Source organism: Neobacillus terrisolis, assembly GCF_051233475.1.
Lineage (GTDB): Bacteria > Bacillota > Bacilli > Bacillales > Cytobacillaceae > Bacillus_BU.
Genome location: NZ_JBKFGH010000013.1, coordinates 212206 through 227727, shown reverse-complemented (window position 1 = coordinate 227727; position 15522 = coordinate 212206). Strand labels below are relative to the sequence as shown.

Annotated in this window: 12 protein-coding genes; all 12 read right to left on the bottom strand. The window is 34.0% G+C overall.

What is annotated here, in order from left to right; genetic code table 11:
• Positions 1 to 16 precede the first annotated feature (16 nt).
• On the bottom strand, positions 17 to 1282 hold the full coding sequence (locus ACI48O_RS09655) for a glycosyltransferase (RefSeq protein WP_435561587.1): 1266 nt from the start codon (positions 1280 to 1282) through the stop codon (positions 17 to 19).
• A gap of 58 nt (positions 1283 to 1340) precedes the next feature.
• Entirely contained in the window at positions 1341 to 2597 is a 1257-nt protein-coding gene (locus tag ACI48O_RS09650; protein ID WP_435561586.1) for an O-antigen ligase family protein, read from the bottom strand.
• Between the two features lie 58 nt (positions 2598 to 2655).
• A complete protein-coding gene (locus tag ACI48O_RS09645; protein WP_435561585.1) occupies positions 2656 to 3591 on the bottom strand; it encodes a glycosyltransferase family A protein in 936 nt (311 codons plus the stop codon).
• A complete protein-coding gene (locus ACI48O_RS09640; protein ID WP_435561584.1) occupies positions 3588 to 4859 on the bottom strand; it encodes a glycosyltransferase family 4 protein in 1272 nt (423 codons plus the stop codon). Before ACI48O_RS09640 ends, ACI48O_RS09645 begins: the two co-directional genes overlap by 4 nt.
• A gap of 58 nt (positions 4860 to 4917) precedes the next feature.
• Positions 4918 to 6105, bottom strand: coding sequence for a glycosyltransferase (locus ACI48O_RS09635; RefSeq protein WP_435561583.1), 1188 nt, complete (start codon positions 6103 to 6105; stop codon positions 4918 to 4920).
• 52 nt (positions 6106 to 6157) lie between these two features.
• A complete protein-coding gene (locus ACI48O_RS09630; protein WP_435561582.1) occupies positions 6158 to 7276 on the bottom strand; it encodes a glycosyltransferase family protein in 1119 nt (372 codons plus the stop codon).
• Positions 7273 to 8481 (bottom strand): glycosyltransferase family 4 protein, encoded by a 1209-nt coding sequence (locus tag ACI48O_RS09625; protein ID WP_435561581.1) that lies wholly within the window; start codon positions 8479 to 8481, stop codon positions 7273 to 7275. The genes ACI48O_RS09630 and ACI48O_RS09625 overlap by 4 nt, the downstream gene beginning before the upstream one ends.
• Before the next feature lie 323 nt (positions 8482 to 8804).
• Positions 8805 to 10127 (bottom strand): phenylacetate--CoA ligase family protein, encoded by a 1323-nt coding sequence (locus ACI48O_RS09620; RefSeq protein WP_435561580.1) that lies wholly within the window; start codon positions 10125 to 10127, stop codon positions 8805 to 8807.
• Positions 10128 to 10311: 184 nt separating this feature from the next.
• On the bottom strand, positions 10312 to 10917 hold the full coding sequence (locus ACI48O_RS09615; RefSeq protein WP_435561579.1) for a sugar transferase: 606 nt from the start codon (positions 10915 to 10917) through the stop codon (positions 10312 to 10314).
• A gap of 607 nt (positions 10918 to 11524) precedes the next feature.
• A complete protein-coding gene (gene galU, locus ACI48O_RS09610) occupies positions 11525 to 12406 on the bottom strand; it encodes a UTP--glucose-1-phosphate uridylyltransferase GalU (protein ID WP_435561578.1) in 882 nt (293 codons plus the stop codon).
• Between the two features lie 135 nt (positions 12407 to 12541).
• Positions 12542 to 14368, bottom strand: a complete 1827-nt coding sequence (locus ACI48O_RS09605; RefSeq protein WP_435561577.1) for a polysaccharide biosynthesis protein — start codon at positions 14366 to 14368, stop codon at positions 12542 to 12544.
• 370 nt (positions 14369 to 14738) lie between these two features.
• Positions 14739 to 15503, bottom strand: a complete 765-nt coding sequence (locus tag ACI48O_RS09600) for a tyrosine-protein phosphatase (RefSeq protein WP_435561576.1) — start codon at positions 15501 to 15503, stop codon at positions 14739 to 14741.
• Positions 15504 to 15522 lie beyond the last annotated feature (19 nt).

Below are 15522 nucleotides of genomic sequence, written 5' to 3'. Positions count from 1 at the left end.
GGTATCGAGTAATAGATCACATAGCACTTACCTTTGTGCATATATTCAAAAATTTATCAGCTACTTGTTCAGGTGTAAATTCTCTAAAACAACTTTCCACCTCTTTATACGGTATGGTTCTACCCTTGTATTCTTCTATAAAATCCATAACTATTTTAGAAGCATCATCAATATCCTCTTTCTCTGATACATTTATACCCAGTGGGTATTGCTCTATTACGTCCAAAGTTGGACAATTATCTATCTTATATATATTTAAAATAGGTTTCCCTATGGATATATAATCAAGAAGTTTTGACGGAAATTGGTTTGATTTACTATTTCCTAGGTTAACTAATATATCTGCTTCATTTAAAACTGAAATCATACTATTGTATTCAAGTGAACCATGAAATTCAACATTATTACTTAATAGGGAAGCGAGCTGCTGTCTTTGAGCTGCTTGCAAATCACCACTCCATATATGAAGCTTTATTCTATACTTACTTAATGCATTAAATAAACTTAACATATATTCGGGTCTTCTTATGCGTTGCGTTAGAGCTCCAGCAAATACGCAATTAATGTATTTTTTGTCGAAATTAAAGGGGCTAGAACTTAATTTATGCTTAACTGGTCTTATTAAAGGGAATTGCATGGAATTGCATTTCTCCAAATACGGAAAAAATGGTGATGTTCTAATTTCTTTATATGCTAAAGGTTGAACAATAACATTATCAGATTGTTCATATATAAATTGTTCTCTCTCAATTTCATAATTTAATTCATTTTCTTTCATAATACCGTTTAATGAATGTGGATCTATTTGATACCATATTTTTTTATAAGAGCCAGTTGCAATGGCCATTGTCATTGCGGATGAAAAAGGATTACTTATTCCAACCACTATATCTGCATTTATTTTTCTATTTGCAGCTTCGAGACACCGTTTATATCTAAGTTCCTCAATATTTCTTATTCCTAGAGCTTGCAATGTACGATCAATCAAATATTTAATACTATAAAGTGGTTTAGAAATAAGCAAAGTAATCAACTTTAGTGGCCTATTCTTAAATTCTGAAAGACTATATAAGAAATGATTGGAGTATTCAGCTGGTTTATAATAAAAAAATGTATAAACACCTTTTCTTTTTTTATTACTTTTATACTCCTTAATTGTATATGAAGGAAATACGCAGTTCACATAGTGGCCTCTTTTTTCTAGTTGTTCCACTAACAACCTAACAACTCTATAATTCTGGGCTGTATTCTTATTTATATTCATTAATATTATAAAACGCATTATTTGCCTCCAAATCCATTTCAATTGATTACAAGTATTAATCGTAATTTTACTCACATTATAATTTTGGCACTCTATTTTTTCGTAATATTTTTATATAATACTTTTTTAAACGAATTAGTCTAAGAAAATATCCTAATGAAAAAAAGACATAAAAACTTATAACATTTCCCCCAAAAAAGCCTTGAATAAATATATAGCATACCCATATCAATGCGAATTCTTTGGCTATAGGATCTACATTTCTAAAGATAGCCTGTGCAGAAATACTTATGAATATCATTATTAAGATAGGACCTACTATTAATCCAAATTCAAAGCACATTTGTAGATATAAATTATGCGCCGACCAACCTATAAATGGATACTCACCGTATATACCATATCCTGTAATTGGTTTATCCCAAAGGGCTGACCATAATAGTGTATATATATTAGTTCGCTCATCAATACTATCTTGTGCATGACCATACAAATATGAATCTAAAACCCGAGTAGATAACCCCATCGATTCAATGATTGTACTGATCCATTTAACTATTTCTGTTATTACATTAGTAAATAAAAATATATACGATAAAACAATAAATAATATAAAAAATAAGATTTTTATTTTTATATTTCTTGCTGTCTTGAAAATTATATATATAACTATAAAAGAGAGTAAAATAACAATTGGACCTCTGGTCCCCATCGATAAAAGATATAAAAAACCAGCGACAGAAAACATCAATTTCGTTATTGTTAGCTTTCTCAACGTAAGCCAAACAATTATCATAACATGTAACAACATAGTATAAGATTCATACATACTGTCAATATGAAAAACTCTGCCCGTTGAATAATAATATGCAAGATATGCCCAATTAATCATTAAAGCTACCAAAGACACACGATATAGCCAATTAATCATGCTTTTATTTGTAATAAAAGATAATCCCAAAAAATAAAATGGTAAATAAAATAACAAAATTTCTGGTAAAAATTCACGAATATAGATCCCGTTTTCAGGCCTAATAAGCCAAGTTAATAATAAAAGTATTATAAAAACAAAAATAAAGAGTATGTCACGAAGTCGTACAAAGCTTAATATCCCTTTCAAGCACATTGCAATTAAAAAAATATACATTATAGGAACTACAAACCCACTAAAATAATTTATGAATGGTATCCGTTCAAAAACCTCTATAAAATAACGAAGTATAGAATTATATGAAAAGGCAGCTACTACCAGTAGATTATACCAATATTGATCTTTTTTAGTTTTGTCTTGCATAAAATTAGAGAGATTATTTAAGTTTTTTACATGTTCCATTTACATTACTCATTTCTATTATAATTAACACATATTACGTTTCTTAAATGACAGTATTTTAGGTCCCGAAACGAATAATTGAGCCGATGTATCTTCGTAGTAATCTCCATCTTGATTCATTAAAACTATTTGCAAAATCCCTGATAATTCTTTTGTCTGGCATTACATTGTGAGATAAACTACACTTGTGAGTTTGACCATCAATTTGTACATTAAAAGGATCATTTTTGATTGAAGATAATGACACTCTATTAAAGTGTGTGCCGCTTCCATCATGACCTATATTGGATATTTTAGAAACGCGAGGATAAACAGTGAACATATTATTCACAAATTCTGCATAACAAAAACGTATCGCCCATGAATCAATTTGATGATACATTTGTGCATCGAGCATACTAGCTCGATCATTTCCGTGTCTATTAAACTTAAACCTACGTTTAAAGTTGAAACGGAAATTACTATAGTAATCTGTTACATTCCAATCTACTTTAGACCACCTATCTTTCCAGGTAGCCCACGCATAGCTACAAGTTCTTCCTATAAGATAAACATCCTGATTATAATCTTTCGGAAAATGCTTTATGAAACTAAATCCTCCTATTGACCATATTCTTTCATCTTCTTTATAAAATTCGAGACACTCATTCATATAAGAAAGGAAATCTGGTGAGCTAACATTATCGTCCTCAATAACAATAACACGCCCATATTTTTCTATCACCTTGGTAACACCATTAATAATAGAGTTTGCAAGCCCCATATTATGTTTAGACTCTTCTATTATTACCCTCGCAAATGAATTTCGTACAAAATCTGAATTAATATATCTTCTAACTTCAAGTACACCTTCTATAGTTTCCTCATTTTTAGGACCATCGGAAAAAATAAATAGTTCACTATCTTTAGCTAATGTGTTTATAGCTAAGGCTTCAATTGTTTTCCTAACGTGATCCAATCGATTATAAACAAAAAGAATTACAGGTGCCGTCATACATTCTCTCCTTCAAAAGTAAAAAATATTTGATTATAAATACTATTAAGAGTCGCTGCATTTGTTTCTTTATCATAAATAGCTTTAGCATTATTTTTTGCATTGTTTGACAGAAATGTTGCTAATTTATCATCATCAAATATTTTACATACATAATGTGTTAACATGTAAGATTCGTCTTCTGGAAAAATTAGACCGTCTTTCCCATGAAGAATTAGGTTTTTAACTCCGCCAACATCAGATGAAACAGTAGGAACACCCAAAAGCATTGCTTCACCTACCGAATTGGGCGAATTTTCTATAGATGATGCGGAAACAAATACATGAGAACGGATATATCTTTCCCCCATTTCATGTTCATTTAAATTTCCAAGGAAAACAATACTCTGATCTAGTTCATATTTTTTGATCAGAGAAATTAGGTATTTATTATATGTATCTAACTTATAGAAAGGTATTTTCCTAATATCCTTTGAAGTGGTATATATTTTTGTATCTGGAAAACGCCTAATTATACCTGGCATCGCCTCAATTAATTTGTGAAACCCTTTTATGGGATAATTTGATTGGCTAACAAATATTGAGTGCCTCTCACAGTTATCAATATTCCATTTATGTTGATAAAAATAATTACGTAGGGTTTCATTACAGAATAAATAATTAACATTTGGATTTATCTGCTCAGTACAAGCTTTGTCCCAATCTGTTCGCCCAATTACATAATTAACACATCTTAAAGCTTCTTCTTCAAACAAGCCTCTCTTTTTAAATTTAGTTCTTTGTCTACGAATATTATCGCTTCTGACTAAATCTCGGAAAGTAAATCTATTTACGATATTTTGAGGCAGTCCTGCATAATAATGCTTTTCGTAAACACTACAAAGTCCTTGTATGCTAATTACAGTCCGTTGAGAATTTCCAAAGGCTCTGACCATTGCAAGCGAATGAGAATATTCCGTTCCCCATATGTGAACAATGTCAGGTTTAAAATTATTTATAACTTTTCTAAAGATACTTTCATAGTTTGGGTCATAGTTATAGATTGGCTTTTTTGATTGTTTGAAAGCATAATATTTTAGTAAGTCATATTCTCCAATTACTAGCTCTTCAGGGATTTCAGAAGGAAAGCATATAGCTAAATTAATATCCGTTCTATTTTTTAAGCCCTCATAAGCACCATTAAGCCAACCACCACTATTATTATCTTTAAGGCCTAACTTCTCACTTATTCCTGGCAAGGCTTTATTACATAACCACAGTATGTTCATAAGATCGCTCTCCTTCAGAATTTTTTAACAATAGGGCAATATTGGTTATTTTAATAAATCATTTTTTAAATGAAAAAATAAATTTTAGTAATCTTTTTGCCTGAATAATATTATTTTTCTTATTGAGTGCGTAATTCTTTGCTTCCTTACCGAAACGTTCGAGTTCCTCGTTGTCCTTATCAAGAACTCTCCTCATTTCCTTAGCTAATCCACCTTCAGTATCATCATCTACAATATATACGTACTCGGCATATTCATTTGGAACACCTGGAAGTTTTGTCATTAATACGGGTGTACCAGATACCATATATTCCAATGTCTTAGATGGAAATGAATACTTAGTGAATTCACCGTATGATGGTCTGGGATTGACAAGTAATACTGCATTGAGCTCATTTTCAACAACCACCTTATTTGGCTGGTTCCCAAAATATTTAATATTATCGTGTAACAGACAAAGTTCATGAATTTTAGAAACATAATCTCCATCACCAAATAAATGTAATTCCTCATTACTTTTTGAACATTTTATAAAAGCATTACATAAATTGGCGATTCCATATTTCTCATGAAGTAGCCCAGCATAAATAATTATCCTTTTTTTGAGGTTGCCGAACGGAGAGTGATTCCGTTCTCTCATTTTACTATCGACATGTCCTTCAAGAACAATAAACGGTTTTTTTTTCACATTAACCTTTTCATTCATCTGAGCAGTAAGAAAAACATAGCCATCACATTTTTTGAGAAGTCTATTATTTATCTTCAGCATTGTTCTATTTGAAGATATTTGCATGAATTCTGGTAAGTCTGTTACGATTCCCACCTTTGTTAGTCGCCGTAATGAAGCACCTAATGCCGCACCCCATGCTGCAGAAACAACAAGAACATCGTAAATTACATTTGTTCCTCTTGGGGCGGTAAGCGCCGCAAAAAAACATTTTATAAATACCATAGCATGTCGAATTATAGGAAAATTAATTACTGGAATATAATGCGTTGTAACGCCACTATCTTTTTTATCAGGAACACGTATAAATCTCTTCAAACAATTGGAACGGTTGATAGGAAGTGATGAATATACTCGAACATCCATCCCATTTTCCGCCAAACCTTGACAAAGAAGAGTGTGATATTTATTTGCTGCGTGCATTGGTTTTTCTTTCTGCGTAAAAAGCATCTTATAAGTTGAAGCATCGATTAAACTAGAAATATACAATAACCGGTGAGAATTATTCCCTTTTTTCATACTGCTAATCCTCCTTTACAGTAGAATGTGTTTACTAAAATTACATAACAAACTAATGTAAATTCATATTAATTTCATTTTTGTTAACCTGATCAAAAGTAGCTTTTTTAATTACAGTAATTCCCGCATTATACTCATCCATCACACGATTTAATTCCATATCACAATTTTTGGTGAATTTTACCGAATCCAAGTTGGTGTAATACTCAAAAATTTTATCGGCAAACCTATCAGAATATGGATCACAAGCTAACCCAACACCAGCTCTTGTAACCTCCTCACCCATATAAGACCCAAGGTTACATACTTGTGGAATTCGAAAAATAATTCCATCGTAGTATTTGTTAGCCATTGCTACTGCCATTTGTTTTACTTCATTATCGTATAAGTTATGAATTATAGATGTTGACTTAGCAAATTCATATCTATCATTTGGTTTATATTCTCCATGAAAGAAAACATTTTTTGCTTCTATTTCACCAGCATAATTTTTAAGATTAATCGCCACTGTTTGCTCTCTTCCATAAAAATGGAGTTCAAACCGTCTGTCATTCGCTAATTTTTTTATTATTTCTCTATTTATTTCCTCATGCCGTATAAATCCCCAAAAGGATATTCTAATAGGTAAATCTCTGACAGCAAAGGCATTCCTATGATTCAAAGAATCCACTAGTAGATTGTGTGAAGTAAATATTTTGTCGGAAATAGGTAAAATTTCTCTAAAGGCATTACTACTAACAAAAGTTGAGTGTGAGTTGTTCACCAATTTATTGATAATCCTCTTATATAACGTAACAAACTCATAAGTATAATCACGATAATCAAGTATATACTTCCCTTTGTAAGCCCTCGTAAGGTAATCACATATAAGAACTCCTGGGATAGAATGTAAAACAATGACTAAATCAAATCGTTCTTCTTTCAGAACATTTAGAACAAAATGTCTATACCGGTAAAAGTTAAGTATTTTTTTGTATTTTTTTACATCATCTTCCTGATATAAAGATAATTCATGGTAGATTATCTTTCCAGAAGGCTTCGATTCATTTTTACAATCTCTATTCCAATAAATCAAATGGACCTCATTTTCTTCACAATCTATATTCTCAATATAGAAATTCATATAAGGCATATATTTAATTTTTGTAAATCCCATTACAAGTATTTTCATTTTCTGTTCACCTTTTCAAAAACACCTATCAGCTTTTTGACATTAGCGGTACTGGAGTAAAACTCTTTTGCAAACTTAAAGGCATTATTGGCCATTCTATTAGCTATATCAGGGGAATTGTAAATTTGGAGTATAGCTTCTGCAAGATCATCAACATTATCAATTTCAACAGCAATACCCATATCGTTCTCATTAAATAGTTTGGCGTATGATGAATCATTTTCTACCGAGCTAATAATTACTCGACGACAAGCCATTAAAATGGGAACCTTACTTGGGACACCATTACCGATAACCCCTTTTATTAGTGGAATTAAGCAGACATCACAGGAACTATATACATCGGCAACCATTTCAACTGGCTGCAATGGATAAAAATTAATATTGTCAAGTCCTTCTTCTTCCGCTTCGTTAATAAATTGTTCTTTTACGTTCCCATCACCTATAATCTGAATTACAATATCCGGTATGTCCTTTAATTTCTTAGCAAGCTCCAGCACTGTTTTATAATTAAATACATATCCTATAGTTCCAGCAAACTGCACATAAAATTTTTTCTGATTAATAGAGTATTTTTCAATAAACCTATTTTTATGTTTAGGAATTTCTTGCGCAGTATTAACATCGTACCAAGCAGGTACAACATGCACGTGCTCTGCAGATGCCCCCTGTTCAATAACAATTTTTTTCATATCTTCCGATAATACTATTATCTCAGAAGCCAATTTATAGCATGGCTTCTGGAAAATCCGAAGAATATTATACAAAAATTTACTCTTTACTACACCTATATCATAAGCGTGCCCTGGAAAAACATCATAAATCGAATACACAATTGGTAAATTTTTAAATAACTTCAACAGTAACATATGAATTAAAATTGTTGGATTTGACTGTAGGTATATTACATCGGCATCTTTGACTTTATTCCAGTGCTGCATTGATAAAAAAGCATATCTCACATCATTTAGATATCTCTTTATAAAACTTTTTTTGTCAACAACTTTTCGTTCAACTATATCACTTGTAAATCCTTTTAAACCTTGCAAAGATGAAGGGATATCAGGATTTACCCTTTTTCTTCGACTTTGAATCAAATGAACTTGATGTCCATTATTAATAAAATCTCGGATCATTACTTCAGCCATTTGATTATTTGGGTTTGGAGTGTCAAAACCTTCAGCTGTAATATATAATATTTTCATTAATAAAATCTCTCCCGCTGCTAGAACTTCAATTGTTTACGTCGGTGCCTACTAAACTAGAATATTATTATTTTAAAGAAAAGTTTGCTAATGGCAGAATAACATTTAAAAATTGCTGAGGAACTATTTCCTGTAGTTGAAGGTGTTTATGAAAAATAAGAGGGAAACGACAGGTTCAATTGTTTCCCTTATAAAAAAATAATCACTTTGTATTTTTTTATTTTTTTCGATACACTAGTTCACTTTTAGAATCCACCAGATGTATCCGTTGCTTTCCTATTGATTTTCATTTAGCATTTAAAAGGAAGAGCTCATTAACGTCTTTAAAGATGCTGGACCAACATCATTGATTTACCCCTCATTGTCGTTGGAATAGCATCAACATAGTTAAAAACACATTCAACATGTCCTTTTTCCCAAAACAATTGACGTATCTCATTCTCATCTGATGAAGAATAATTATTAGTAGGTATAATATGCATAACAACTTTACCATACTCAAACTGTTCAATTTGCCAGCGTTCAATATTCCCCAAAGCTTTAAAGTGTTGGGCAAAAATCAAAGCAGTTAATAACACTTTTTCTTCATTGACACTATAGATATAATCTTGTGTTCTTCCCAAAACGGAATCAAGTATAATACCATTCTTGTCTTTTCCTCCAAAAATAGCATAGTCACCCGTACGATATCTTATTAGTGGCATGATATAATTATGGAGTGTTGTTACTACAACTTCTCCAATCTCCCCAGGTTTTGCAGGTTCCTCATTGTCCTTTATTATTTCTATGTAACCATATAAAGGTTCTATCCTGTACCGTAATGATTCATCATAAGTATATCCGAATACACAACATTCTGTATGACCATACTGCATAAAAATTTTTGTATTAAATGCCTTTCTCATAATTTCGTGTTGATACTCAAAGCTTGACTCAGCGGTTAATTGTATTCCTTTAATATTAAAATCCAGCTTGATCTTATGTTCAATAATGTACATTGCAATTGTATAAATAAATGAAGGATACCCCCTTATAAAACTGGGCTGCAATTTACATATATAATCAATATAAGATTGTATATTATTTTTGTTCAAGTATAGAGACGATAAAGCATATCCTCCATAAGGTAATTGCTTATTAGACTTTTGAACCCAGTATATACCTTTTTCAATTATATCTTTATCTATTTTTGTTCCATCCATCGCAAGAATAATATCACCTTTTTTATAACCCATTCGTCTCCAAAATTTCGCTTGGAACTGGCCATCCACACTACATTGATTTAAAAATTTCAAAGGTTCTCCTGTACTTCCACCAGTATAAGACTCCCAAAAGATCATTCGGCTCCGTTGATTCGAAATCAATTTTTCATAATTTCCACGAATAATCTGTTTAGTTAAAAAGGGGTATTCTTCCAAAACGGCTTGCTTGGGATTATTTAACATTATTCCCTTATAATATTCACAATGTTTATTTGCATAGCGAAGAATTTTGTTTAGTAGCTTTTGTTGTTTGCCAAGCATATTTTTTGTAGAGCTTGAATATATAAGGTCTATTTTAATGAATATAAAATTAAGAATTTTTAAATTAATAACACTTTTACATATTCTCTTAAACCCGTTCATTCTTTTTTTATTTATATTCATAACACTTCTTTCTCCTTTTCAGTAATGCATAAATAATCTAGGGAATATTTAATTCGCATATTTCTCGCAATATTTTATACAAATTACAATATATTCTTTTAAAAAAACACTCCATTCATTATCCAAGCCATTTCCCTATATTATTTTTATTTCAAATAATATTTTTTCATCTTAAAAGGGCTCTTTATTTTACTATTCCTTTGCTTCCTGTCTTGCCTTCAACAACCCCATCACTCTTTAAAACACTAACGATGGTCAAGAAGAAACACTTAAAATCCATCCATAAACTAATCTTTTCAACATACTCCCCATCCAACTTAGCCTTCACCTCAATAGGCAGTTCATCTCTTCCATTGATCTGTGCCCATCCAGTTAACCCAGGTGGTACATCATTCGCACCGTATTTATCTCGTTCAGCAATCAAATCATACTGATTCCAAAGTGCCGGCCGGGGACCAATAATACTCATTTGTCCAACAAAAATATTCCAAATCTGCGGAAGCTCATCAAGAGAGGTTTTTCTCAAGAATTTACCCACCCTCGTAATATAATGATCTGGGTTTTCCAATAGATGAGTAGGAGTGTCTTTAGGCGTATCTATTTTCATTGTACGGAACTTTAAAATATTAAAATGAGACTTGTTAATTCCAACCCTCTTCTGCTTAAACAAAACTGGTCCCCTTGAATCCAGCTTGATTGCTATAATTAGAATAAAAATAATAAGGGATAGCAAAATCAGCCCTATCAAAGAAAGAATGATATCTATCAATCTTTTTATCTTCAAATACATTCCTGTAACACTCCTTGATTAATTATTTAGTAAATTAGGACTTAATTGGAATCTATGAGTCTTCCTTTCCAAGTAACTACTAACCCACTCAACCTCATCTCTTTCAATAGCCACTTCATAATATCTATTCAATCTAACAATCAAATACTTAAATAGATATTCACTTCTTTAACAAGCTTTACCGAGTTTCTTCATAATTATATAAACCATTCAATAAATCTATAAATTTCGCTAAAAACGCCTAAATCCCTTATCCCGAAAGGTTTCTAGCGTTCAATCTAACTATGATAGTCAGTTCCAATCAAACATTCAAACAAGCCCGAAAGACCTGCTAAATCAGCATTTTAAATTTTACACTAATCCCTATTACAGCAATCGAAGCAAAAATTGCCAAAATTGAAACTACACCAAAACCTCTATTAAACTAAACCCCGCATTATCACTTTCTTTTGCGACAACCGTCATCCTAATCCCCTCCATCGGCAAAATAACTTAACTACTGAATATTTTTTCTGTAGGGATTTCACCAAATGCCACATTCAACAAATACATTAGCCCCTTTCCTACGAAAAACAATCCGTACAAAAAGGAGCCTATATTTAACAACCTATTTAACCTTACTCATCGCCAAAACACCCTCAAGATAAGCAAGCAACTCCGATCTTAAACTATGATCTTGCAGGGCAAACTCCACCGTTGTCTTCACAAACCCAAACTTCTCGCCAACATCATATCGCTTGCCCTCAAAGTTATAAGCAAACACCCGCTGAATCTGATTCAACTTTTGAATCGCATCAGTTAACTGAATCTCACCGCCAGCCCCTGTCTCTTGCTGCTCCAAAAACAGAAAAATCTCAGGCGTCAACACATATCGACCCATAATCGCTAAATTTGAAGGTGCAGTCCCTTGGGCAGGCTTCTCAACAAAGTTTTCAACCTGATACCGCCGCCCCTCTTGAACCGAAGGTTCAACAATCCCATAGCGATTCGTCTCATGGTCTGGCACCGTCTGAACGCCAATCACCGAAGAATACGTCTGTTCATACTGATTAATCAGCTGTCTTAGACAAGGCGTATCACTCTGGACGATATCATCACCAAGTAACACCGCAAACGGCTCATCACCAATAAAATTCCGAGCACACCACACCGCATGACCTAAACCTTTAGGCTCCTTTTGGCGAATATAATGGATATCTGCAAGATTAGTAGAATAACGAACCTTATCGAGCAGCTCAAACTTCCCTTTCTCCATCAAATTCTGCTCAAGCTCAGGCGCAAAATCAAAATGATCCTCAATCGATCGCTTCCCTTTTCCGGTTACAATAATAATATCCTCAATACCAGAAGCGATTGCTTCTTCAACGATATATTGAATCGTTGGCTTATCCACAATCGGCAGCATCTCTTTTGGCATCGCCTTTGTTGCTGGTAAAAATCTCGTTCCTAACCCCGCCGCCGGAATAATCGCCTTCCGCACCTTCTTCACCAAAATCCCTCCAAACTAGCATTAAAACCCAAAGGTTTCCCTTCCACACTATCAAAATACTAAATCAAACAATAATCTAACTCGAAAGGGCAGCCCTCTTCACCAAAACTTCACAAAGAATCCGCAACTACTTCTCTACTGATTACCTACAAGCGAATAAATCCGATTCCCGCGCCGATTCGCCAAATTAATCACAAACCCACTTACCTCATCAGGAGTAAAGCTCTCAAAATGTCTCAGCAAATACTCCACCTCATCCTCCTGCTCCAATACAGCTTTCCCAATAAAAATCTTCGGAAAAACCGGCTCTGGATGAATTTCCTTTTCATTAAGGAGTTCTTCGTACATCTTCTCTCCAGGACGAAGTCCTGAAAACTCAATCCCAATTTCATCTACCGAATAACCCGAAAGGGTTATTAAATTCCGCGCCAAATCAACAATCTTAACTGGTTCTCCCATATCTAATACAAAAATCTCTCCACCACGCGCAAGTGACCCTGCCTGGATAACTAAACGAGATGCTTCTGGGATTGTCATAAAATACCTGGTCATTTCCTCATGGGTTACCGTAACTGGACCGCCCGCTTGAATCTGCTGCTTAAACAACGGTATAACACTTCCACGGCTTCCAAGCACATTACCAAAACGTACAGCCACAAATTTAGTTTTGCTAACCCGGTCCAACTGCTGAATAACCATCTCCGCAATTCGCTTTGTCGAGCCCATAACATTCGTCGGATTAACCGCCTTATCTGTTGAAATCATCACGAATGTACTAACACCGAACATATCAGCTGCATCCGCGGCATTCTTTGTCCCAAACACATTGTTTTTCACCGCTTCTCGGGGATTATATTCCATCAATGGTACATGCTTATGAGCGGCCGCATGGTACACAACATAAGGTCGGTGTGTCTCCATTACCTCAAACATCCGCTCGCGGTCCTGAACATCTCCAATAACCGGGACAATCTCAATCAAACCTGAATATGTATTTCTCAATTCCATATCGATTCCATAAATACTATTTTCCCCATGGCCAACAAGCACGAGTTTGCTAGGGGAAAACTTACAAATCTGCCGGCAAATTTCCGAACCTATTGATCCACCAGCACCAGTAACAAGTACCGTTTTTCCACTTACATACTCCGAAATACCAGCTATATCCAATTCAACCGGCTCACGGCCGAGCAAATCCTCTACCTGAACATCACGGAAATGGTTGACTGATACTTTCCCAAGCATAATATCCTCAATCATCGGCATGATTTGCGTCTTTGCGGTTGTTTTCGCACACTCATCATAGACCCGTTTCAATTCTTTTCTGCTTAAAGATGGAATCGCAATGACAATCTTATCAATCTGTAGCGTCTCCACTGTTTTTGCAATATGTTTTACGTTCCCAACTACAGGAAGACCGAGTATATCTAATTTGTATTTCTTCGGATCATCATCAATAAATGCCACTGGTTTAAGCTCAGTATCATGATTGTTTAATAGCTGACGAGCGACCATTGTCCCTGCTGCTCCAGCACCAATGATTAATGTCCGTTTCATTTGTTTTTGTGATACTATGTAACGATCGCGAAAAATTCTCCACGAAAACCGTGAACCCCCGATTAAGATAACATGCAGCATCCAGGCAATCATTAACGCTCGGAAATAAACATCATAAAAGACAATTAACTGCATCGCCATGGTGGTTCCAATCGAAAACGTTACGGCCTTTACAATAGATTTCACTTCTCCAACACTCGCATACTCCCAAGCCTTGTTATATAACTTATAAATGAATGCAAATAAATGATGGCTAAGTAATAAAGTAATCGAAGTTAATAGTAGAGTCGGCATTTTAAAGATTGATAGATCAGGATGCAAAGTTAAAAAACTTATATAAATCGCGGTAAGAACAATGCTTGAATCTAGTAACGCTAAAACGGTTACCCTTGTCCGATAAGCCAATAAGATCCTCTCCTTTCTTTTTTCTTAAAGACCCCCAAATAAGAAGATCAACCAAAGAATATTTATGTATAGATATAAATTTTAATCATCACGTAAACAAATAAATATCTAATGATAACCCACGTCAAAACACGTTCTATCATTAGATATTTATTTAAGCGTATTCCTATTTTTATTTTTTATTAACTACTATTATTATTGGGCATCGAACCCAGCCTCACATCATGCTCTTGACGACTTGCGTCTAAGGTGACCATTTATGACTCCCACAGCATGACCGAGTGCTTCCGTGGATATCGGGCAGGAAGCCTCGCCGGTCAGTAAGTATTCTGACAAAACTTGAATATTAGAATTAGTAATATTGATAATGTTAAAAAACACCTAAAAATTTCTTTCTTTTTATTTGTGTTGGAGGTTCAGCATAGATGTTATTACCGTCTACCAAATGCGCTGCATTTTCGGTAAACATATAGAAGGTATCGATTCCATATCTTTTCTCAATTAAATCCAAGGCTTCCTCCATCTTAAAGCCACGGTTATGAATATTATGAGCATCAGATGCGATAAAGTGAGTTAAGTTTGCCTCGATCAATCGAGCGGAAAATTCCTTAATTTTATTGCCAAATGCACCCGTCACACTCGCCGCCGTTATCTGGGTGAGCGTTCCCCGCTCTACAAATTGATATAATAGATCCGGGTTCTCCAGTAATTGTCGATTTCGCTCCGGGTGAACAATTATAGGAATTAACCCCTTTAGCTGAAGATCAAATAATAGCTGTCCGGTATATCTTGGTACATGCCCGGAAGGTAATTCAATAAAGAGAAAATTAGATTGATTAAGGGTTAGGATTTCATTGTTTTGGTAATCTGCGATTATATCTCCATTGATCCTAATTTCCTGACCGGGAAGTATTTGGAGGGGGATATTGTTTGTTTGTATTACCTGGTTGAGTTTGGCCACTTCTAAGAGAATGTCTTGCTTGCAATTTGTATATTTGCCATTTTGATGGTGCGGGGTCGCGATAATTGTGTGAATTCTTTGTTTTACTGCTTCTTTTGCCATATCGAGACTATCCTCAATTGTTTGTGCCCCGTCATCTAATCCAGGCAAAATATGACAGTGGATATCAATCATCACGAACCCTCCTAACTGC